Here is a 22200-nt window from a genome sequence, read left to right as displayed (position 1 = left end):
GCTCACAACTCCTTGATGTTCTTTAACCTACGCTCACTACTGTCGAAGATCATATCCTTCACGACATCCTTCGGCTCAATTTTTTTATAAATATTTTCGTACACCATATTGTTTTTAACTGAAGTACTGTACTCTTTATTATTTTTTTGATACGTGATGTTGGACTTAACCAATCCTTCGCTTTCTCTTGTATGCTCATCCTTTTCTGCTGTATCTCGTCGTTTATTAAAAAACTTGAAGCCTCCGGGCGTAAAGTGAGCGTCCCTACTACTACATACACCACATCCTATGTTTCCTTCCTTGAACCTAACGCCATCACCTTTTAGCAGCAGTTTAAAGTTCGAAATATAACCCAGTATTTTTTTAGATACGTCATCAATCTCATCGACATAGATTAAGTAATCAGTGTCACAATTCAATTTGTTCAATGTCAGTGCTAACTTTATCGCAACTACTTTATGGTAACCAATTGTCGAATCGATAGACTTTTTAAGCCCTTTGTCTTTTATCTTTGATGACTCTTTAAGCATCCTCGCTTTAGTGCCATAAAAAGAGTTCGAAATGCTTGAATCAGTATGGCCAGAAGAATGTTGAGGAGTCTCGTAATAACAACAAATTTCTTCATCCGATGATAGTAAAACTAGATTGGTTCCATGATTCATCGACCAACCTTTTCGTTGCATTTGTAATGTTCTAAAGGTTGCTAGACTATTAACAACCATATCACTTATTATATGGTGTGCATCGAGAGCGCCTGACTTAAGGTTCAGAGGGTGGGACATTCTAATATCGGCACTCGCTAACTTATAAGAGTCAGTTTGGCGAAATACATCACCTTCAAACTCTTTCACCGTATTGCTAGGGTTCGCTTCTTGTCTTTTCACTATTTGTTCTTCCCTTTTGTTCTTAGAGCATCGGCGCACTCTCCCTCTTTTTTGCCAGCAACTCTTTTACAAATCTTACACCTAACAGGCTTTTTATCTTTTTCTTCATTCGCCTTTGCAGAGTTCTTTCCTGACTGAGCAGACTCACCTGTATTGTGTTTTACTTTTGCTGGGTACGTTTTCTCGCCCTTACCTAAGATGCGAGCAAAAAGATCATCAAACTCGCCCATCGCTTCTTTTAGTTTGTCCGGCACCATCTTATCGATGATTTTCACTTCATCCGCTAGCTTCAAGAAATACGCGCCGAGCTCATCTGCGCCCATTCTGTTTGCGTATGAAGCCAGCTCAGTTGCCACTTCAATACACGGTTTTAGAACATCGCTAACAATCTGGCTGGTTTGTTTCGCGTAATCCACCCAATCTAATGTACGCAAGAATTTTTCTGGATCGCCTTTCCCCATGCCTCTTAAAACGGCTAGCAAAGTATCTTTTGATGTTCCTTTACCGCCTTTTAGTGCTACTTTACATGTGCCTTTGACCGCACTACCAAATGTAGGAACGCAGCCGACAAGGGTAAGTGAAAGTGCTAACCAGTTTTCGGGCTTATCACGTTCTTCTTCACTCAACAAAGTCATAATGTTTGCAGATAAATCGCGCACGTCAGCGGCTTGGTCTACGACAGGAATCATCGTCAGCGCTGTATTGGCGATGATCTGCTCTACAGAAGCATCATCGTTGAAATCACCAAGAATCACACCCCAAATCCAACTGGCGGCACCAGACATTCGCGTCCAAGCATTTTCCCAGAAACCAACTTCGCCTTTCTTTGTTTCTTCAATGATCAGTTGAGCGTTAGCACTAGGATTAAAGTTCGGATTGGTCTTAGTTGGAACATTCGGCATAAAGTCGCGACTGTCCTCACCGTACTCTATGGCAAACTCACCCGGAGCAACGCCACCGACCGAAGCCTTACCGTTGTTGTCTAATGTTCCTTCAAATATGGCGCCAGATTGATCGGTTAGAGTGTAAGTTGCGCCTTGAACGGGTTCACCGTCTGAGTAAGAGAGGTACAAGTCAACCGTATACGTCCCTTCCTGATCTTCCGTAACAGAAACCGATGGGTTTTGTGCGCCGCCCAAACACATAGTGTTGGCTTTGTTCATAGTCATTTGATCAGACAGGCGACATACGCCCTTACCTTCAAACTTAACCGTTGGTGAGGCTGAAATGAATTTTGCTTCGGCTTCTATCGTGCCGGATGCAACGCCTTTTTTATCGCCGCCCGCGTCACCGGTACTTTTTGAAAATGTACTGCCTTTGATTGCGACACTGTTGCCGCCATCCATAGAGATAGTCGTAGTGCCACCAGCAAGGTCTGCTGATTTAGCATTGTTGCCATAAGGGATAGGAACGATCGGCTTGCCGACCTTCGTTAAACAAACATCTGGGAGCGTTGCATTCGCTTCACCACCTGAGCCTTTATGAACTATCGAAAGTCCATTTGCACCAACTGTTACGCCCATAACCAATCCATTTGAATTTTGTTGATTGAATAATAAAAGAGATCGCATATTGCAATCTCTCTAAATGACTAGTGAATTTCACTAAATCGCCAGTGACATCCACGATAAAGCTAAAAACTGGAAGAAGATCTCATTTCGAGATCTTCTGTTTATCGATACACTTCAAGCAATTGCTGGAACTTTAAATCTATAACGATGTAGGTCGCGGCATACATGATCGCGAAGGCTATCGCACTGATGCCTAAAATCAGTTTGGGTGAAATCACCCTTTTTAACGGTTTCTTGAGGTATTTGGCCTTAAGGTTAACGAGAGAGACTTTCTCTTGTTCTGCCAAACGTTCATCACGCACTAAGCGATAAATGGTATTGCCGATTTCTGCGAGCTTTTCGTTTCCGCGTTCTTCACGGCCGTATTTGCCCTGAAAGCCAAGTTGAAGTAGTAAATACAGAAACTCGATAACGTGACGATACTTGCGTGGGTCTGCTTTTAAGCGTTCGAGAATAACGAAGAACTTATCACCGCCAGATGTTTCGTTGTGGAACTCTGACAACAAACTGTTCTGGCTCCAATGGCTGTTAGCCCCCCACTCCTGTCGGCAAACCGATTCATCAATCGCAGCGCACAAACAGTATCGGATGACCAAGATGGATGCGCGATCCAATTCCATTTCATTGAGCTTACGTTCACCTTTTCTTATCTCGCGAGCCACTTGTTCACGAAACGGCATTGGGTCATCGAGCCAAGGAATTGAGGACATACAAGACAAACTGGCGATCAACCAAGAGAACTGATCGACCAAAGGGTTGATGCCCATGTTTTCAATGTTTAAGTCTTGTACCGCGATGTTACGAGATAAGTCAGGCGCTGGCATCACCTCCATCGGTTTGCCAGGCTCTGGTTGGAATAAGACTACGGTGACGTCGGTTTCTGCATAACTCATAGACGAACAGCCCATAGTTGCAACGACAAGTTAGCAAAGTCGCCAGCTACGTGAACCGCTATCGCAGCAGTGTTTTTCAGTGCCGCCCACTCTTCACCGGTCTTATCCAGTTCGAAATAGGTGTAACCAGCGTGGTAAGGCAATGCACGAGGTACAACTGGCATTGGTTTGATCTCGATACCCGGCAGTTGAAGGTTAATCAAGTCACGAATGTTATCGATAGAACCGATCTTCGTTTGGCTAACAAACTGGGTGTGAAGAACATCCAAAGTAACATCGGCTTTAACTGCGAGGATAAACGTCGTGGTGTCAATGATCTTGCTGTCTGGAATCGCTGCCGTTCTAATGCCGTAGTTTTGGTCTCTCAACGTGAGTGGCATTGCACGCTGCTCAGACATCACACTTAATGTCATCTTCGCACTATCAAGTGTTCGCGATAGACAGCTGGTCAAATCGCCGTGATTGTATTTGGTAAACTCAACTGGTCGACGAGATGCCGAACACAAAGTTGAAAGCTCTCCCTCTGCTTGAAGAAGAATGCGGTAAAACGATTCAGGATGAACCCCTTCAGCGCTTGCAAAGTGCCAGAATAATGGCTCGTATCGGTTTAGAGCTTGGAGCAGCATGAAATCAGAAACTGAAGATACACCTTGTTGGTCAACGACACCTAAGCGCTGAACGATAGACTCTGCGCGGTGTTTCAGCATAGAAGCAAATTCGGTTGCAAACTTGTTCAGTACGGTTGAAGCATGGATATCAATACAAGTCGGAATAAAGCTCTCATCTAGGATGACACTGCCGTCTGGCTTCACTTCAGAGATCTTTAGAATTGGAATCGATGTGTACGCACTCTTGTCTTCGTGGTCGTACATCAAACAAAAGTTAAGCTTACCGACTACGATGTTTGCCATGTCTTCCGAATCATAGCAAGCGTCGACCGCTTCTTGCGATTCCATCGTGTAACGTGCGCCGTCTTTCTTGGTGCCGAATAGCTCTGAACGTTCGGAAGGTAACGGACAACAAAGGTAAACCACCTTGTCAGCAATTGAAGGATCAACGTCTTTCACTTCTGGCAGTTCAGCGAGCAGTGGAAGATCAAAAGGGGTTCGGTCTTGAAGAATGCCTTCAGCGCGAGTAATACCAATTTTACCCAACGCCAGCAGTTGCGAGTTGATCTCTAAACGCTTAATTCCCCAATGTACAGGCGATGCATTGGCGCTCAACATGCTCGACAGTTTACTTTGTGAACGATCGAGTTGCTGAAAGTGCTGCGGCTTCATGAACATTCCATCTTGCCAAACAACTGGATTGTATAAAGACATGCTTTTATTCCTTAAAAGTAAACTTGTTCAATGCCGCGAGTGTTGTCAGAAATTAACTCACTGCCTTCTAACTTGAGTTTGATGTAGTACTCACTCTTCTCTTCAATCACTTCGACTTTACGCCAAGAAGAGCCGTCAATATCGCGAAACGCTACCGAGAACCCGACGGCACGAGTAGCAGGGTCAAGCTCCAAGAACTCATGGATTTTTTCACCCGGTTGCATTTGGTATTCGTAACGTTTGATGTATTCATCACCCAGTGACGCTTTATCATTCTCAAACAAGGCAAAGAAATCTAAGCTTCGAAACAATACTGGTGATGTCAGTTCATGCACGCGCAAAATCACCGGAGAGGATTGCCCGCCTTCACGAACGTTAAGAACCGAAGAAGCCTCAATCACCAACTCGATCGAGGACGTTTCAGGTGTAATACCGGTTGATTCTTTAAATTGGTCCCACATGGAACAGCCGGATAGCAAAGCACATCCGAGCAACATCGCAATACTACGCATGGCTTCCCTTAATCGCTTTGGTGTAGTTTTTCTTGATCAAACCTTTCAACGATGTCTCATTCATTTGGCGACGGTTATTAGCATAGAACTCCAGATATTCACCCCACAGTTTTGATTTGGTAGTGAACATAGATTTACTTGCGACGTCGTTTGCAAACGTGACAGGGTCATTCGTTTCAGATTGCTCGATCAGCAACTCATTGAGTGCTTTATTAAAAATAATTTGGTGGTCGTTGATCTCATCTAACATCTGCTCAACCAACTCATTAGGAGACAGTAGATTCTGGCTGTTTAGAGTCAGCATCAGTTCCGCCAGATTAGAATCCGCTTCGCTTAAGCCCTGCTCACCTTTAAGTGACTCCACTTCATGAAGGTCTTTTTGCAAGTTGTCGATACACAAACGAAGACAGGTTCCCATTTGTTTAAACAGGAGTGCTTCATTGCTGATCAATTCTGGATTACTGATCCCCAAACCTTCATAGAAAGCTTTGCTAATGTCGGAAGAAAGTGTGCCTTCCTCAGTAGCGATAGATTCATTGCTGACGAAACCCACTTTGGTTTCCGTAACTTTTGATTCTTGCTGAGCAGATTGCGTCGAAGGAATGAAGGCTTGTGTTACCTCCTCCCATTTCTGACCAACTGGTTCTGTTCTTTGCGCCGATTGTTGGACTGGTGGTGGAGTCGGTTGTTCAAATTGTTGTGGGCGAGATTGGTTTACTTCAGGTTGTACTTTCTCAGGTTGAGACACCAACGCTTCTGAGTTATCTGATCTCTCTGAATTCACAAAATCTTCAGGGATAAAACTGTTATCTCGACGAGGCTGTGTTTCTGGTTCAACAGATGCATTACTCGTGGCGGTTCCAGCCAACCAATCTTCTGGAATTAGGTTCGGAATATCGAATTCAGAGTGGATACTGAAGCTATCATCCACAACTTGTCTTGTGTTTTCAATTGGCTTAGTTTGTGCGGCCTCAGGCTTTTCGACATCACGGATAAGATGGTCATCTTCACGCTGCATCGAAAACTTAAGATGTGCAATAGGGTCATCGCTGTCTACATCGTCCTGTTTCGTTTCCATGAAAAGATCTTCTAACGCACCGACTTTTTCGTCTTCCTCAACGACAGCCTCACCCAAATTAACTAGCGGATCATTTGAGACACGTTCTGGAGCAATATCGGCAGCAATATCTTGAGCCGCAGAAACATGCTCTAAAGAAACACCAATTTCGTACTGGCCAAGGGACACTACGTCACCGTCGACAATCGAAACTGGTTGGTTTTTAAGGATCTTATTGCCGTTTACCATAGTGCCATTGGTTGACACATCACTGATGTAATATGTGTCACCGTAAACACTAATAAGGCAGTGGGTCCCAGAGATAAAACGATTATGGTCAGTTAAAGGCAGTGTACAACTTGGCGCACGCCCTACTGAGCCACCACCTTCGGGCATTTCAATATGCTTAGCGCCCGTGTATTCCTCCGGGCACTTTGAAATGAATAGGACTAGCTGATGTGTTTGCATTGCTAAACCTTAAAATAGTAGGGAAACGGACAGCTCTACTCCACCAATTCCATCATTGACTACTGGAAGAATGTAGGAAGCTTGAGGAATGATCTGGATATGGGCATCTGGGTTGCTACCAAGTTTAATTGCGGTACCAAGAGTGACAACCGCACCAAGTTCAAACTGGTCAATGTCTTCAATGCTTTCGTAACGGTAACCGTCTTGGTCTACTTTCCAACGGTTTGAATACTGTGAATAGCCGAACGAAAGTCCAGCACCGACGTAGGGCGTGAAAATGCTCCAAGAGCTCAGGGCGTATTGTGGAACAACGCGAAGCTCGTAGTTTGTGACTTCTTGATAAACACCATTTGAAGGTGCGTCGACATCTTCGGCAAGGTAATTAAGACCCAACCACCAACGCCAACGATTGTTGTTTTCATCGATAGGACGTGTATGAACTAGACCGTATCGCAACGTGTCTACATCACCGCTAGAACCTTCATCATAGTCAATACTTTCGATTGTCAGCATGCTGACTGAACCGCCATATCGTTCCCCTTTCGCAGCTGCAAAAGTAGAACACAGACACATGGCCGTGATTAGCCCAACTTGACTTGGTTTTAGCATTTCGTCCCTCTTGGAAAACCTTTGTAATAATATTCAGGGGCGAAAGATATCAAGTCTCTTTGCTTTTTCAATATGGTAAAAAATAGCGCCATTAAATAAGGCAAATAAACTACAAATTAAGGCAGAATAACTAAAAATAATTGCAGAAAGCAGGATGATTATATTGATGAAAATCAGAGCGAATTTGTCATGATTTTGGTGAAGGTTTAAGGCTGAACAGAAATTACAACCATGTGTAATGTTGCAAAGTTGAGGTCGAATAAGATAAATTGGGCGTATAATAGTAAAGACTAATCAAGAATGATTTAATTTAGATAATGTAAGATTGCTCCCGTTAATCTTACCTTTCCATAAATTTGAGAAATAACAGAAAGCGCATTTATTAACCAATTAAAGACTTTTAATGCGACACACATCACTGTTGTTAATGCGTTAACAATCAGCATTTTCAACAAAAAACGTGAACGAAGATCACACATAGTTAAATTATACGTATTTAACTATTATTTATTATTCAAATTCTTTCTTTTAACTATAAAATCCCTCCAAAAATATATCATAGCACCACATTTGTCATTTTCCTGTGAGTCGCTAAATTTTTATAATCAGTTGGAATTGGAAAATATGTTTTTCAGCGACTTCACTAGAAGGCCGATCGACGAAAGTAATCCAAGCGGCTTAAATCCTAATGGCTTAGATGATTTTGACGAAATCAAACGTCAAATAAATAACCTTAACAAGGTAACAGGCAGAGTTTCTTGGAAGACAGTGCAAACGCTGTCGAAAAAGATTCTAAGCACTCAAGGCAAAGACTTTCGTTGCAGCTGCTATTTTACGGTTGCAGCAACCTATAATGACGGTTTAAAAGGCCTAGTTGAAGGTTTGAACTCGTTGCTCGATTTATGTGTCGTGTACTGGTACACCGCTTACCCAGAGCATGCAAAAGCTAATGCCCGTATCAGCGCTATCGAATGGATGGTTGAGTACACTGAGAAACGGATTAAAAAGCAACGTGCATTACCAGAGGAGCTTCCTCTTATCGAAGCAGCACATCAACTGTGCTTACGCATCGAGGAAGAGTTGCGCCTTCACTACGGCATTAAAGCTCCATCTTTTGGTCGTATCCGTCGTATCTTGAATCAGTGGATTGAAGAGATTAAGGAAGCAAAAGCCAAAGAAGTCATGGCGTTAGAGACGAAGCAACCAAAACCGGAAGTGCAAGCGCCATCAACAGGGATTAAAGTTGAAATCGCCCCTCCACCGAAAGTTGACGCCAAACAACCACCAGCAACGCCACAACCCGAGTCACAGAAATCGAGCCGATGGGTACTCTTCTCTGTGGTTGGTTTGTTAACAGCTGCATTGGCTTCTCATTTTATTTACAAGCAGCATCAATACGAAACACTGAAAGATGATATCGAACACGCTTCACTGACAGAACTGACTGATATCGTCGGCTCGTTTAGCGTTGAAAACAAAGATCACCGACTTGCTTTACGTTCAGCGACTGTAGAACGCCTTGATACATTGATGACCGATTGGACACTCGATCCAGTGAAGGTAAGTAAAGTAAATACCATTGATGAATTGACTTATGAGTTGACAGAAATCTACCCAGACTCGTCATCTGCTCAGCAACTTCGAGAGAATTTTTTAGACCAACGTTCTCGTTTCGAAAATGAATTCGATGTCATATACAAACGGTTTGCCTATGCTAGGACAGTATTTGCCAATGTCGCTAAACAGAATTCAGATAAAGACTCGAAGAAAGCGTATGAATACAGTAATTCGCTATTTCCACTTCTAGGTCGAATTGACTACGCAGAAAAGAACACGCAGCAAAAGGAAATTGAGCGCTCCCTCCTTTTACTGAACACCTACCTATATAAAATTAATCAGCTAAAAACTGCGTCAAACGACAATAAATAACAATACAAGTAAAAGAAGTTATAGGCTTATGTTCAAACAAAAAATACTGAGAAACCCGATCGTGGTTTCTACCATAGTGGCTCTGGTTTTAGCCGCGATATTTGCAGCAGTATATTTATTCTTACTCGAAGATGCAGATAAGCTTTATCTATGGGTTGGTCTCGGAGTCATTGCTACCTTTTATCTTATATTCCAGTTTTCACTATGGCTTAAGAAAAAGAACAACTCAAAAGCTCAGCGTCTAGAAACAGAAGAAGAAGCCCTTTCGATGGTGATTCGCCCTCTTCTGTCTAATTCAGGCAAGAAGCCAATCTATCTTATGATTGGTAATAAAGCGTCTGGGCGACGTCAATTCTTGTTTAATTCAAGCGCAATTAAACCAATGGATCGTTCTCGCACTGCAAAAAACGATTTCTTTGAATGGTATGAATCTGACAGCGCGGTTTACGTCAAACCAGATCAGCGTCTCGTGTTCCAAGAGGTTTCAAGCAGCGATGCGTCACTGTGGAATACCTTTGTCGATGAAGTGATTCGTCACCGTCCGAGAAAGCCATTTTCAGGTTGCCTGTTCTTTACCGACTTTGAGTTCATGATTGTTTCTGAACCAGAGCAAAAAGATTACACCATCACTGCCTTATTGCAGCGTTTGAGCTCCATCAGTGAAAAAACTTCTTCAGCATTGCCTGTTTACCTGATGATGTCGAAACTCGACAAGTTGGATGGCTTTAAGGAATACGTGCATTTTAGCTCGCTTAAAACGCGTGTAGAGTTCTTGTCTATCCCTTTGAAAGAAGCGAAAGGTGTCATCACAGAGTATTACCGCGATGGTTACCGCAATCTAGTCAAAGTACTTGAAAGCAACGCTTTAGACGCATCAGCAAACTCAACCGATATCGACGAGAAACAAGCAATCCTTGCGTTTCCTAAGCAATTTGAACTTTGCCAAGCGGAAATCAGTTATGTACTTGAACGCCTTTGTGACGCGAACAGCGGCGTTTATTCTCTTGATATCCGAGAGATTTTCTTCTGCTCTAGCTTACAAGGTGGTCGTAAGTACAACCTGTTAGCAAAAAGCTGCAGCAATTACTTTAATTTGCCGATCATTGCGTCAGAGCATACACAACTGACAGAAACGCCCTACTTCTCTCGTTTCCTGATTGATTCTCAGATTTTGCCAGAGAGCGATTTTGCCGGTGAGAACAAAACGTACCTGCGTTTGATCCAACGTCAAAGCCATTTGGCTATGTTGGCGTCCGTGATCTTGTTGGCTGGCGGTACCTATTTCTTTGTTACAACACTAGACAGTAACCTACGTGTGATCAATCAATTGCTTGGCATTGATGACAAAGGTCAGGTAGAGCAAGAAGCAAGCTTTAACCAGTTATTGGTTAACGCAACACGCGCAATTCAGCCATCATACAGCGCATGGCTAGAAGGCTCTCGCGCCCTAGACGAAGAAGTCTTGCCGCTGAACATCAGTCGCCTAGACCAAAGCACAAGATTGGCTTACGAAGCTCTACTTAAAGAAGTCGCACAACAGCTCATGCCCGTTGTAGAAAGAGGTTACCGTCTCGAGTTAACTCACAATCAACATGATATTGCTGCGACGTTGCCATTACTTAAAGGCTACTTGATGCTGAATGACCCATCAAAACGTGACATTCAGTTCTTACGTCGCCAAACACTGCAAACACTCAACGATTTGAGCGACAAGCCAGATGTTGTTAACCAAGCAATGCGTTACTTAGATGCCTACTTCCGCACTCAATTTGCACCGGTTGATATCAACATGGACATTGTGCGCGCGACTCGTCGCTCATTACTGGCTAACTCCAATGTAGATCTAGTCTACGCAGGCATTTTGAACCAGGCGGATGCCATTGACCTTGGCACGCTCGATCTTCAACGTGCCGTTGGTTTTGAGTTCAACAACGTGTTTAACGAACCGCTAGACGACAATCGACTTGTGATCGATAAGGTTTACACCTCAACAGGTTTTAGTACCTTCTATCGCCCTCGTGTTGATTTGATGTCACAACAAGTGATCAGCGATAACTGGGTTTTAGGTTTATCAAACCACGTGATTCCAACCAAGCAAGAGCAGGATGCGTTTAAGACTCAGGTTCGTAAGAAGTACACCGACGACTACATCAACTACTGGCGCAACGCACTGAGTGAGTTAAAAGTTCAGAACTACAGCAATGTGGGTGACCTGACGAACGCTATCGACCTTATTTCAGGTCCATCTTCGCCAATGACGACCGTGCTGAAGCAAGTTTACGCGAACACTCAGTTCTCTCCTGTTGGCGAGAAGAACGCGTTAATCGCTAAAGTGAACCCGAAACTCGCGGAAGCGGCAGACTCGGCATCAGAAGCAGTAGAAGAAGCCGTACAGCCAGATTACCTACTGATGAAGCGTGTTGAGCAAGCTTTCCACTTGTTGAACCAACTTCAAGTCAGTGAAACGCCAAACTCCCCTACTCCATGGGATGAGACCATTACAGCCTTGAGCCGTGTTCGTACTTACATGAAAGACATCGCTGATGCGCCTGACCCACAAATGGCTGCGTTGGCCGCTGCTCAACACCGTATGAACAGCACAGAAGCGGATCCGCTTATCAAACTTAAGCAGATTGCTCAAAAGTCACCAGAGCCGGTACGCAGCTGGTTGCTTGATGTGGTTCAGCAAAGCTGGTCAGTGATGATTGCAGAATCAGCAAAAGGCATTCAAACCCAATGGTACAGCGAGATTTACACCAAGTTTAAAGAGCTAGGACTTGGTAAATACCCATTTGATTTAAACGCGACAGAAGAAATCTCGATTGAAGACTTCGAATTGTTGTTTGCATCAGGTGGTTTATTAGACACGTTTATTCAGAAGAACTTCGCACCGTTCTACGATACAAACTTGTGGACACCAAAACAGGTGGATGGCGAAACAATGCCACTTTCACCTGCCCTATTGGTGCAATTGCGCAATTACAACGTTATCCGCGATACGTTGATCAATAAGAGCACAAACCGAGTTTACATCCCGTTCAGTGCGAAAGTATTAGACCTTGATTCCAGTGCTATCAGAGCCAGTCTGAAAATTTCAGACACTGATATCAACTACTATCACGGTCCGAGCCGAATTCGTGAGATGGAGTGGCCGCCGCAGAACGGTGACTTCAACATTAGTATCACGATCCAAGATGTGACAGACGAGGGCAAGCAGCACGTTCTTAATAAGAGTGGTCAGTGGGCGATATACAGATTGCTAGGTGATTCAACCCTGACAAACACTCATAACGGTAGCTTCGTCAGTGACATAAAAGTGTCTGGGAGGGACTTGAGCCTTCGTATCACTCCTTTGACACAGAAAAACCCATTCACTCTAGCCGAGCTGTATAACTTTACACTCCCAGAGTCGATTTAATAACTATATAAAAACCAGAATAGGCAGAACACATGATTTCAAACATGACTTTACAAGGCTTAGACAAGTTAGACCGCAAAATCCTTTCCAGTCTGTTATCAAACGGACGAGAGTCAATTGCGAATCTATCTAGAAACATCGGTTTGTCTCGTACTGCTGTCGCAGAAAGAATCAATAGGTTGGAAAAGACTGGGATCATCAAGGGCTACACTGCCCAGATCCGAGTCGAAAATGAGGGTCGCAAAGCAGCCAGCTATCTGCTGATCTCTTGTGAAAAGGGCAAGAAAAACGAAGTAACGAGTGCCCTTAAAGAGATTCCAGAGGTAAGACTGACAAGCGTTGTGGGTGGTAGCTTCGACATTATTGCTCTTATCGAAGCTCCGGACCTTCAGTCTATTCACCACCTATGTAATGAAATTGAATCTTTCAGCGGAATTCAAAAACTCGATACGACGGTTGTACTCCACCAACCAATCAGTCGATAAGTTATTTGGTTCCCGCCGAACATTCTTTTCAGACTAAAAAGCCGCGACTACATCGCGGCTTTTTTTGTGTTCTTTTTGTACCTAACGCTTCTTACGCATCCGTTTCTTATTCATCCATTTCTTAATCATCGCAAAGCATTAGATACTACCAATCACTCGTATTTTAGCGTCTGCTTCGCTAGGGCTACCCAGCCAAAACGTTTGACCTAAATGGTTCCCTTCCCCATTACCCAGTTGGTTATCTGGAATAGAATCAAGGTTAACCGTCAGCTTAAGGTCCCACGACATCGGGTCACGCAGAATAAAACGCATCAACCCCACCAACGTCTTGTGCAATTCACCATCGTAGGAGAACTGTTTAAACGTCTCAAAATCAATGTTGTCGATGCACAAGTTAAACTTGCCGTTCAAATCCGCAATGCTTTGTCCCAAGTGCAAGCTTTGCCCCAACACACAGTTAGCGCGATTGAGCTTGTTACGCTGGCTTTCAGCGATTTCTACGCGCCTGTAAACCCACTCTTCGATTCGAACGTTCGGCAGTGAAAAGTAATGCGAAACAATACCGGATATCAGCTTAGGAGAGCGTGTCCGCGTCGATAACTGGTTAACGTAAGACAGAATCTTCGCTCGGTCCAACTCCGCGACATCACAATCTTGCATCACGCCAGACAGACCTGCCAAATGCAGTATCCTTCCAGAGAACGCGTCGCTTGCGCCACTTTGGTATTGCACGTGATAGCGATACTTCTTCCAAACTCGATACAACAAACTGGTGTAGCGGTTATGGAAAAAGTCGAAGAAGTCTTTTACCGGGTTATCATCAGGGTCGCGTCCTGCAAGCTTCTCAGTGTAAGAGGCTGGCAGTGGTGAGCTTGAGCCATGCAAGCCGAGGAAGTTGGTCTCAACACGTGAATACTGCAGCCCGTTTTTTTCCATATGAGTGATAAAGTCCATATCACTCTTCGGAAAGCACAGATTTGGCGACACACTGAACTCAATGCGTTCCTGATGGAAGTATTTGTTCTCACCGACCGCGACAAAATTGGAATTTGGCTCTAGTTGGTAGTGTTTCTCCAACAAAAGCACCGCTTGGTAAAAACTAAACTCATTCGACTTATCAGAAAGTGTATTAATCATAGAATCGTCTGCTGTCCGATCAGGCTTGCCCAGTTGTAAACTTCGCCAGTGGCTTCATCAAACACTTCCAGTTCAGTAAAAGAGTTCACACTCGAATACAAACGGATGAATTCGTTCAGTACGGTTGCCATAAGGAACATATCGCCTTCATTCACGAAGAACTTAGAGTTGGTCACCAACTTGAATTGGTTACCACGTACAGAAACGCCACGGAATACACGGTCAATTGGTTTCATCTCTGACGAAATAATGCCATCAAGTCGATGAATCGACGCGCGGTGGGCTTGTCTATCGACACGAGAATGGAAGTCGTAAGTCGAGAGCAACACTTTCAACACATCGATATTCGCTAAAGACAAGTAGTTGAGCGACATGTTGGCAATCAGCTGCCATTGAAGCTCACCATTCACTTGTGGGCTTACCGATTGTGTTGGCTTGGTAATGTTTTTAAACGTCGCATACGTTGGTGACTTATGGGTTGCGTAAGTGATGTCACCCACCGAAAGACGTTCTGCCAAATCCGCGTTGCTGCATTGCAGTTTCATCAATACGGTTTCAGTCCCAAGATCCGCAATGTCGCCATTGTGAGTATGGAATGAGATATAGCGCTCTAACCCTCTTCCGCTTACTCGCTCACCTACTTTGGATTTGTAGAACTCTCGCTTATCACGTTGGTTGATTTGGTGCTCAAACGACTCAAATTCGATTAACGGTTTACGACGGCGTTCGTCCTTACTCCAACTCTCGACTTGCTCAATCCCATAGACTTCATAGTGTTCTTGAGTATTGCTTTGAGGGCGTACTTTATATTCATTACGGCGATGCTCTAAGCGAATTGGATCACCGTCTTTCTCGAACAAGTTAACGGCTGGCGTACAATGCAATCTTAAGTGCTTATCTTTCAAAACCACTTCAGAAGGTAAAGCACGCTTAAAGTGGAATTTGATTTTGACCGTGCTGCGTTGCGGAATGCCTTTTAGCCACTCTAAGCCCTTTATGTCGAAGAACATGAACTTATCTGGCAAAGAGAAGAACTCTTGTAGCAAGCGGTAACCTGCGAAGGAGTTTTTGCTGTAAGGCAGCAGCGCTTCGTCTTCTTCATGCCCTACTGGCTTAACGTATTCTGGCCCTAGGCGGTGTTTGTAGCCACCACCAACATCTAGCTCGACGTAATCTAGGTAGCGGAACAACCATAAGAAGACAGTGCGAGTAATATGAATCTCACCATGCAAGTGCAAGCGCAACGTATCTAAACCGATACGAGACAGTTCAAGACCATGTTCCGTTGATAACGTCACATCAATCGCTGAACTGGTGCGGCTGTTGGTTTGTTCGATATTAGTGATCGTGATTGGGTACAGATTCACATCGTAGCAAGTGCGGAACAAACACTGCGTGCCTTCAACTTGTTCACTCGCCATCTCCGCGCCACGTTTCACCACGGTTTTCTCAGTAACACTTCCCGTATGTGGTTTCAGCTCGCTGATGCACAAAGAAGGAATTGAACGCATGTAGTGCGGCCACAGCAAAGTCATCAGAGATTGCGTCAGCTCTGGCAATTCATCGTCAATCTTTTCACGGATACGTCCGGTCAGAAAAGCAAAACCTTCAAGCAGTCGCTCGACGTCTGGGTCGAAGGTTCCTTCCGACAGAAAGTGAGTTAGCTTTGGATGATATTTGGCAAACTCACTACCCGACTCGCGCAAATACGTGAGTTCATCTTGAAAGTATTTACTGTTACTCAAGTGGCACCTACTAAACGTTAAATTGGCCGTCGGTTCCCATGTAGACATCGATCGACATTGGGACTTTACCGCCGTTATGGGAAACTTCGCCGCGAATACCAAAGCCGAGTTGTAATGGATTATGATGGTCTTCACGGTAATGAACCTCGACATTCAATAGTCGGGGCTCAAAGCGTTCTATGGTTGATGTGATGTTTTTTTGAATGTGACGAACGAGGTTTGTGTTATTGGAAAGCACATCGTTGAAATCAGGCAGGCCGTACTCATCATCAATCATGGCGTTGCCAGAATGTGTGTTCAATAAGTCGGCAAGGTGCGAATGAATAGACTCAATCAGGTGCTTGTGAGACACCACTTTCTCGTAGCAGTTTTTTGGCTCACCCAATTCAATCCGTTCTAGAAGACGATAACCTTTTTCCATGTTCGGTCCTACGAAAAAAGCAGCCAGTCTTCACTGGCTGCTTGATGGTTTCAGTAATGGGTTATTGGTCTAGTTTACCAACTAGAGACAAGTCGAAGCTTGCGCCCATGTACTTGAAGTGAGGACGTACAGACATCGATACTTTGTACCAACCTGGATCGCCTTCTACGTCTGATACCTCTACCTTCGCAGCGCGAAGTGGACGGCGACCACGAACTTCCGCTGGCGGGTTCTCCTGGTCAGAAACGTATTGACGGATCCACTTGTTCAGTTCGATTTCTAGGTCGGAACGCTCTTTCCAAGAACCGATTTGCTCACGCTGTAGCACTTTGATGTAATGCGCCAGACGGTTGATGATGAACATGTAAGGAAGCTGAGTACCTAGCTTGTAGTTCATCTCTGCTTGTTTGCCTTCAGGCGTGTTCGCAAACACTTTTGGTTTTTGAACAGAGTTTGCAGAGAAGAACGCCGCGTTGTCAGAACCTTTACGCATGGTTAGAGCAATGAAGCCCTCTTCCGCTAGTTCGTACTCACGACGGTCAGAAACAAGGATCTCAGTTGGGATCTTAGTTTCGATTTGACCCATTGCTTCAAAGTTGTAAACCGGTAGGTCTTGAACCGCACCACCACTTTGAGGACCAATGATGTTCGGACACCAGCGGTATTTAGCGAATGACTCACTGATCTTAGATGCCATCGCGTACGCTGAGTTGCCCCATAGGTAGTTGTCGTGGCTGTCTGTTACCTTCTCATCGTAGTCAAACGCCTTAATTGGGTTATCTTCTACAGAGTAAGGTGTACGTAGCATGAAGCGAGACGTACATAGACCTAGGTAACGCGCATCTTCGTGCTCACGCAGACCACGCCATTTCGCGTACTGTGGACCTTCGAATACAGACTTAAGATCTTTTAGGTTTGGTAGCTCTTCGTAGCTGTCTAGACCAAAGAATTTAGCCGATGCAGACGTGATGAACGGTGCGTGAGACATTGCGCCCACGTTCGCCATGTATTCCATCAGTTTGATGTCAGGCGTTGATGCTGACATGTCAAAATCACAGATTACTGCACCAACAGGTTTACCACCGAATTGACCGTATTCACGTGTGTAGATCTGTTTGTAAAGACCAGACTTCACCACTTCTGGTGCGTCTTCGAAGTCATCAAGAACTTCATCTTTCTTCGCTGAGATCAATTCAATTTGAATGTTTTCACGGAAGTCAGTGTGGTCAACAAGGTACTTAAGACCACGCCACGTTGATTCAACCGCTTGAACTTCTTCGCTGTGAAGAATCGCATCAACCTGGTTCGACAGTTTTTGGTCGATTTCAGAGATCATCAGATCAACCAAAGATTGGTCTACTTTCTCTGTGTTCGAGCTGCTTAGTAGCTCACTGATGAATGCTTCTACGCCGCGTTTTGCAACGTCAAAACCTTCATCACTTGGCTTTAAACGAGTTTCATTAAGAATGCTATCCAGAAGTGAGCCTGATTCAACTAAGGCTGCTTCTTGTTCTGGCGCTTGTGCTTCTGCAGACATGATATCCCTTACTCTTCTTTCGCTTCTTGGTCGGCGCCAATGCTTAGTTCATCCAACAGTTTCTTTCTCGCTTCTTCGTCTTGAAGAACCGATGCGATCTTCTTACGGAACGCAGAAACGTTTCCTAGAGGACCTTTCAGTGCAACCAAGGCTTCGCGAAGTTCAAGCAAGCTGTTTAGCTCAGGTACGCTTTTCGCGATTGCTTCAGGAGAGAAGTCCTTCATGTTTTGGAACGTCAGATCAACGCCGATTTGACCACCTTCTTCTTCAGAAAGACGGTTTTCAACATTCACTTTAACGTTTGGAGACATGCCTTCTAGCACTTCGTTAAAGTTGTCTTTATCGATATTGATTGGAGTACGTTCTTCGATTGGCGTCTCATCTGCACGTGCAGTAAAGTCGCCAACTACCATCATGCTCAGCGGCAGCTCTACGTCGTCTTGCGTATCACCAGTTGCTGGAACATAACGGATATTAATTCGCTCTTTAGGAGCCACCGAGCCGTCACGTGACATAATTAGTTCCTTATTTAACTCTTTAATTAGTCATAAATTGCTTTCCACTCTTCATACTTCTCAGGCAAAAGATCCTTACTTCTGAATAACTGATGGAGTGTTTTTCGAATCAGGTCTTCTAACTGTGACGATAAGTGGGGTTCCCAGCTCGCGAGATTAAACGCTTTTTGTACTTCCCAACCCTTCTCAAGATAAGGCAGACACAACGGGTATAATCCAACAGACTGGTAAGCTGCTATCAATTGTAAATACAGCATAAACTGACCACGTCCCGAGCTATCCAGCTCGAGTTTGCGGGCAAGTTCTGCGGCATATTCCCCTAGGTTTTCTAGAGTGATATCCTCCATCGGCAGCGAATCTTCTTGCGAAATAACAACCGTTTGAACAACGGATTGAGACGTCGAAGAAGTTGCATCCTGAGTCGATAACCAGCTCAAGGTCGCTTCATCTGCAAATGGTAAAGAATTCTTAAATGAGAGGTGCTCGATGCCCTCTAGCGAATCAACAAAACGCTGCACTTCTTGTTTCACAGCCGTCGCTGCATCGTCGAAGCCCAAATTAATGAGCATCGAATACACGAAGTAATGACCTGTCAGCCAAAACGGCGCATCCGTTAGTGTGCGCTCCAAACGTTTAATGGTGTCGATGTCGCTTTCTTGATTGGCTTTGTCTCTGTATTCCGCCTGTTGATCGGAAGACACCGCCAAGCTCAATGGCGTTTGATTGTTTTGATGATCAGGCAGACCATCAATATCATCCCAAGTCAGATGACGATAAATTCGGTAAGCCAGCGGATCACTTGGATTTGCATGAAGCATGACTTCTGCAACCTTCTTCAAGGTGCGCTTAGAAGCCGTCGGTGAAGAGAAGTCCGTATCGACATCCACTTCTTTTGCTACCGCTTTCTTAACTGGTGCAGGTTTAGGGGCCGGCGTAACCGTCTTTGCTGGAGCGGTTTGCACTTCGCTCTGTGCCGGCTTTTCTACTGCGGCAGACTGTGCAGTTGGCGTAGATATCGCCTGTTCAACAGTGACCGATGCGTCATCGATTTGGTCATCAGCCGCAGCTTGTTGAGATAAGACGTTGAGCTGTGTGCGAATCTCAAAGAAATCCGCTTCTGAGTCTTGGTAAACATCGTCGAATTGTCGCTGAACCTCTTCAATGGTCGAAATACAGCTTGAAACCAACTCCCATGACTGAGCACTTTCTGCTAACTTACCGCTTACCAATTTAAACTGATGGTTCAGCCATTCGACCGCGCCATCTCTGCCCCGCTTTCGCGAAGGATACAGTTCAACACCAAAGCGACTTAACGCCTCACTAAGCAGCTTTAGACCTTGCTCAAAACCTTGAAGACCAAACTCTTCCGTTAACGCGCGTACAAGGTAACAAATGGCTTTTAAGTCTTTGCTGTGGTGCTCTAGCACTTCAGTGGCATGCGTTTTTACGGCGCCCCAATCGACCGTTTCACCAAACAAGGAACCGAATTTTTTTACCTCAGATTCCATCATCTCGTAGCAAAACTCGTAGCGAGCATCTTCACCCACTGGCGTTGCATCAGAGATAGGGGCCAATAAGCGTTCGATATCGATAACAGACATTAGCCTCTCCCCTCTGCTAGATAATCTCTCAGAGCGCGCTCAACGGCGATTGCACCACGTGCCGGGCGAGAAAGTTGATGACTTTTATCGATAGAATCCGTAGCCATGCTCTCAAGCAGATCGGTAATTTCACTAAACTTCTTCGGCGCGTTGCGCTCAAGGTCAGCCAGTGAATCGTGCAATTTTTGCTTATCAAACACCGATTGCTCAGTCACAGTGCTAAATAGAATGTATTCGCTACGAGCAACAATCAGATCCTTGACCTTTTTGTTCAGCGCCGGCGTGTTACCAAAATAAGTCTTAGCGGCCTTCGCCTCTTCAATGGCTTTGGTGTAGTAGTGATCTTTTGCGTGCTGCTCGATAGACTCATTGATGTTTGCCATTACTTTATTTGGCAACACTTGGCTGTAGAAGTAAGCTTCCGATTGATTTAGCAACCAAGCCGCTTTCATCTCTTCGTCAGCCAACTTAGCTTCACCATCAAGGATTAAATTAGCAATCTGCTCGTCTTTGCTTCCCGCAACAGCAGAGATTTTCATCGAATCAACCGACGCGACATTCAAACCTGCCATCACTTTGGTTAAGGTTTTGTCTGCGTATGGGAATAAAGCACCATCATCGACCAATTTTTCTCGTAGCGTCACCAACTCTTTACGCAAATCCACTAGCGTCTTCGGTAAATCATCCGCTAGAGCTTGATAAGAGGTCAATTGCGCCTGATTATTTTTGTACAGCTTAGACAGCTTCATTTGCTGCACTTGGTAGGCTTCACGGTAAGGTGCCGTCGACATGACGTCTTTTTCCATATCATTGAGCGCCTGTTCAATCGCCCAAGGAGGCTGAGCCAAGAAAGAAGCGGTTTGTGCTGGTTTGATCGTACTCGCCAAAGGAGTTTCGTTTTGTGAAATTGTCGGTTCCGACTTCACAATCGTTTTCCACTCGGGCTGGTTTTGTTCGTATAAGTAATGGCCTGTAATTGCCATCACGCTCAATACCAAGCTAGCTTCGAGCACTTTAAAGCGACCGTAGCCGGCTTTGTCTTGAGGTTTACAATGCGTCAGCAATAAGTCGGCATTACGTAAGCTGCTGAAAATCGGCGCATTCGACTGTGAATCAATAGATTGAGTGTCAATGCGTGCAAGTTGCTGTGCAAATGAAATAGCGGTGTAGCCATGCCCTCTTGGGTTATTAATCACTTGCTTGAGCAGCTTCCAAATATGGTTTGGAATTAATGCCGGACGCTTGCGATCTTTTAATTGCTTGTGCCAAGCGTCACCAAAGATCGAACCAATAAATAAATGGCCCGTCAGTAATGCAAGTGAATAAACATCGTCTTGTGGCTCGGTTGTACCTGTCTCAAGATAAAGAGGTGAAGCGTAACTTAAACTTGCCTCAGCATGAGGTTCTGTCTCACCAATATAGCGAGCCGCACCAAAGTCGATGAGCTTGACGTAGTCGCCTTCGCTCACCAAAACATTTGATGGTTTGATATCAAGATGGCAGATACCTCGGGTGTGCATAAATTCCAGCGCACCTGCAAGTTGGTACACTAACCAAGCAATATGGTCGTGACGGAAACCTTTAGAGGAGTGACGCTCCATCTTTTCTGCCAGTGATTCACCTTGAATCCACTCGTACATTAAGTATGGGCGTTCAAATTCGTTACCGATTTTAATGAAATCCGCAACGCTAGGATGTTGAGAAAGTTCTAGTCTGCTTGCCTCATTGACCAACATCTTATTGGCAATGTCTGGCGCATCTTCGTTGACGACTTTACAGCAGATTTGTTTTTCTGGTTGGCCTTTTTTGGCGAGATGGTAAACCGTAGTTCTACCATTTTTCGATGGCAGCGTGTCTAGAACATCAAATTGTGAAAAAAGCACGTACTCAAGCTTTGGCTTATTTTTCTGCGCCAACCTTTGCTCGTTCTGTTTCTTTTTCTCAATGGCTTTGACAACCAATTGATCAATATATCCTTTGGCTGCTCCCTGCTTATCAGACACTTTGCACTCTTTTATCGAACAAATATTATTAGGCCGAAATAATATTTGCTGAAACATCCTTGTTTCAAGGCTGGTATTTAAAACGAACAGTAA

The 22200-nt window shown here is 44.5% G+C and carries 17 protein-coding genes; 3 read left to right on the top strand and 14 right to left on the bottom strand.

The window, feature by feature from the left end:
- Positions 1 to 2 precede the first annotated feature (2 nt).
- From ATB78_RS17645 to ATB78_RS17615, 7 genes are all read right to left on the bottom strand, one after another.
- Positions 3 to 884, bottom strand: coding sequence for an AHH domain-containing protein (locus tag ATB78_RS17645; protein ID WP_061009546.1), 882 nt, complete (start codon positions 882 to 884; stop codon positions 3 to 5).
- Positions 884 to 2407, bottom strand: a complete 1524-nt coding sequence (locus ATB78_RS17640; RefSeq protein WP_081096619.1) for a PAAR-like domain-containing protein — start codon at positions 2405 to 2407, stop codon at positions 884 to 886. Before ATB78_RS17640 ends, ATB78_RS17645 begins: the two co-directional genes overlap by 1 nt.
- A gap of 149 nt (positions 2408 to 2556) precedes the next feature.
- Positions 2557 to 3348, bottom strand: a complete 792-nt coding sequence (gene icmH / locus ATB78_RS17635; protein WP_061009544.1) for a type IVB secretion system protein IcmH/DotU — start codon at positions 3346 to 3348, stop codon at positions 2557 to 2559.
- Positions 3345 to 4670: a type VI secretion system baseplate subunit TssK gene (tssK, locus tag ATB78_RS17630; RefSeq protein ID WP_061009543.1), complete on the bottom strand. Its 1326-nt coding sequence runs from the start codon at positions 4668 to 4670 to the stop codon at positions 3345 to 3347. Before tssK ends, icmH begins: the two co-directional genes overlap by 4 nt.
- An 11-nt stretch (positions 4671 to 4681) precedes the next feature.
- A complete protein-coding gene (gene tssJ / locus ATB78_RS17625) occupies positions 4682 to 5182 on the bottom strand; it encodes a type VI secretion system lipoprotein TssJ (RefSeq protein ID WP_020195819.1) in 501 nt (166 codons plus the stop codon).
- Positions 5175 to 6707, bottom strand: coding sequence for an FHA domain-containing protein (locus ATB78_RS17620; RefSeq protein WP_061009541.1), 1533 nt, complete (start codon positions 6705 to 6707; stop codon positions 5175 to 5177). The genes tssJ and ATB78_RS17620 overlap by 8 nt, the downstream gene beginning before the upstream one ends.
- A gap of 9 nt (positions 6708 to 6716) precedes the next feature.
- Positions 6717 to 7316, bottom strand: coding sequence for an outer membrane beta-barrel protein (locus ATB78_RS17615; protein WP_061009539.1), 600 nt, complete (start codon positions 7314 to 7316; stop codon positions 6717 to 6719).
- Positions 7317 to 7940: 624 nt separating this feature from the next.
- Between ATB78_RS17615 and ATB78_RS17610 the strand changes: the two genes are divergently transcribed.
- From ATB78_RS17610 to ATB78_RS17600, 3 genes are read left to right on the top strand one after another with little or no spacing between them, the layout of a single operon-like run.
- Positions 7941 to 9245, top strand: a complete 1305-nt coding sequence (locus ATB78_RS17610) for a type VI secretion system ImpA family N-terminal domain-containing protein (RefSeq protein WP_061009537.1) — start codon at positions 7941 to 7943, stop codon at positions 9243 to 9245.
- 28 nt (positions 9246 to 9273) lie between these two features.
- Positions 9274 to 12663 (top strand): type VI secretion system membrane subunit TssM, encoded by a 3390-nt coding sequence (gene tssM, locus ATB78_RS17605; protein ID WP_061009535.1) that lies wholly within the window; start codon positions 9274 to 9276, stop codon positions 12661 to 12663.
- Between the two features lie 32 nt (positions 12664 to 12695).
- The gene (locus ATB78_RS17600; RefSeq protein WP_009705245.1) at positions 12696 to 13148 is read left to right on the top strand and encodes an Lrp/AsnC family transcriptional regulator; all 453 of its coding nucleotides are present in this window, start codon (positions 12696 to 12698) and stop codon (positions 13146 to 13148) included.
- A 138-nt stretch (positions 13149 to 13286) separates the two neighbouring features.
- On the opposite strand, the gene tssG is transcribed toward ATB78_RS17600, so the two are convergent.
- The 7 genes from tssG to ATB78_RS17565 all read right to left on the bottom strand — a co-directional run bounded on the left by tssG (position 13287) and on the right by ATB78_RS17565 (position 22107).
- Complete coding sequence (gene tssG / locus ATB78_RS17595; RefSeq protein WP_061009532.1) at positions 13287 to 14285, bottom strand: type VI secretion system baseplate subunit TssG; 999 nt, start codon at positions 14283 to 14285, stop codon at positions 13287 to 13289.
- Complete coding sequence (gene tssF, locus ATB78_RS17590; RefSeq protein ID WP_020195814.1) at positions 14282 to 16030, bottom strand: type VI secretion system baseplate subunit TssF; 1749 nt, start codon at positions 16028 to 16030, stop codon at positions 14282 to 14284. Before tssF ends, tssG begins: the two co-directional genes overlap by 4 nt.
- Before the next feature lie 10 nt (positions 16031 to 16040).
- Positions 16041 to 16451 (bottom strand): type VI secretion system baseplate subunit TssE, encoded by a 411-nt coding sequence (gene tssE, locus ATB78_RS17585; protein WP_020195813.1) that lies wholly within the window; start codon positions 16449 to 16451, stop codon positions 16041 to 16043.
- 61 nt (positions 16452 to 16512) lie between these two features.
- Positions 16513 to 17988, bottom strand: coding sequence for a type VI secretion system contractile sheath large subunit (tssC, locus tag ATB78_RS17580; protein ID WP_005437988.1), 1476 nt, complete (start codon positions 17986 to 17988; stop codon positions 16513 to 16515).
- Between the two features lie 8 nt (positions 17989 to 17996).
- A complete protein-coding gene (gene tssB, locus ATB78_RS17575; protein ID WP_061009530.1) occupies positions 17997 to 18503 on the bottom strand; it encodes a type VI secretion system contractile sheath small subunit in 507 nt (168 codons plus the stop codon).
- A 26-nt stretch (positions 18504 to 18529) separates the two neighbouring features.
- Entirely contained in the window at positions 18530 to 20104 is a 1575-nt protein-coding gene (gene tssA, locus ATB78_RS17570) for a type VI secretion system protein TssA (RefSeq protein WP_061009527.1), read from the bottom strand.
- On the bottom strand, positions 20104 to 22107 hold the full coding sequence (locus ATB78_RS17565; RefSeq protein WP_061009525.1) for a protein kinase: 2004 nt from the start codon (positions 22105 to 22107) through the stop codon (positions 20104 to 20106). The genes tssA and ATB78_RS17565 overlap by 1 nt, the downstream gene beginning before the upstream one ends.
- Positions 22108 to 22200 lie beyond the last annotated feature (93 nt).

The sequence above is a fragment of the Vibrio sp. CUB2 genome (genome assembly GCF_001557945.1).
In the GTDB taxonomy this organism is placed as follows: Bacteria; Pseudomonadota; Gammaproteobacteria; order Enterobacterales; family Vibrionaceae; genus Vibrio; species Vibrio owensii.
Note: the sequence above shows the minus strand (reverse complement) of the source record. Positions and strands in the feature narration are given on the sequence as shown.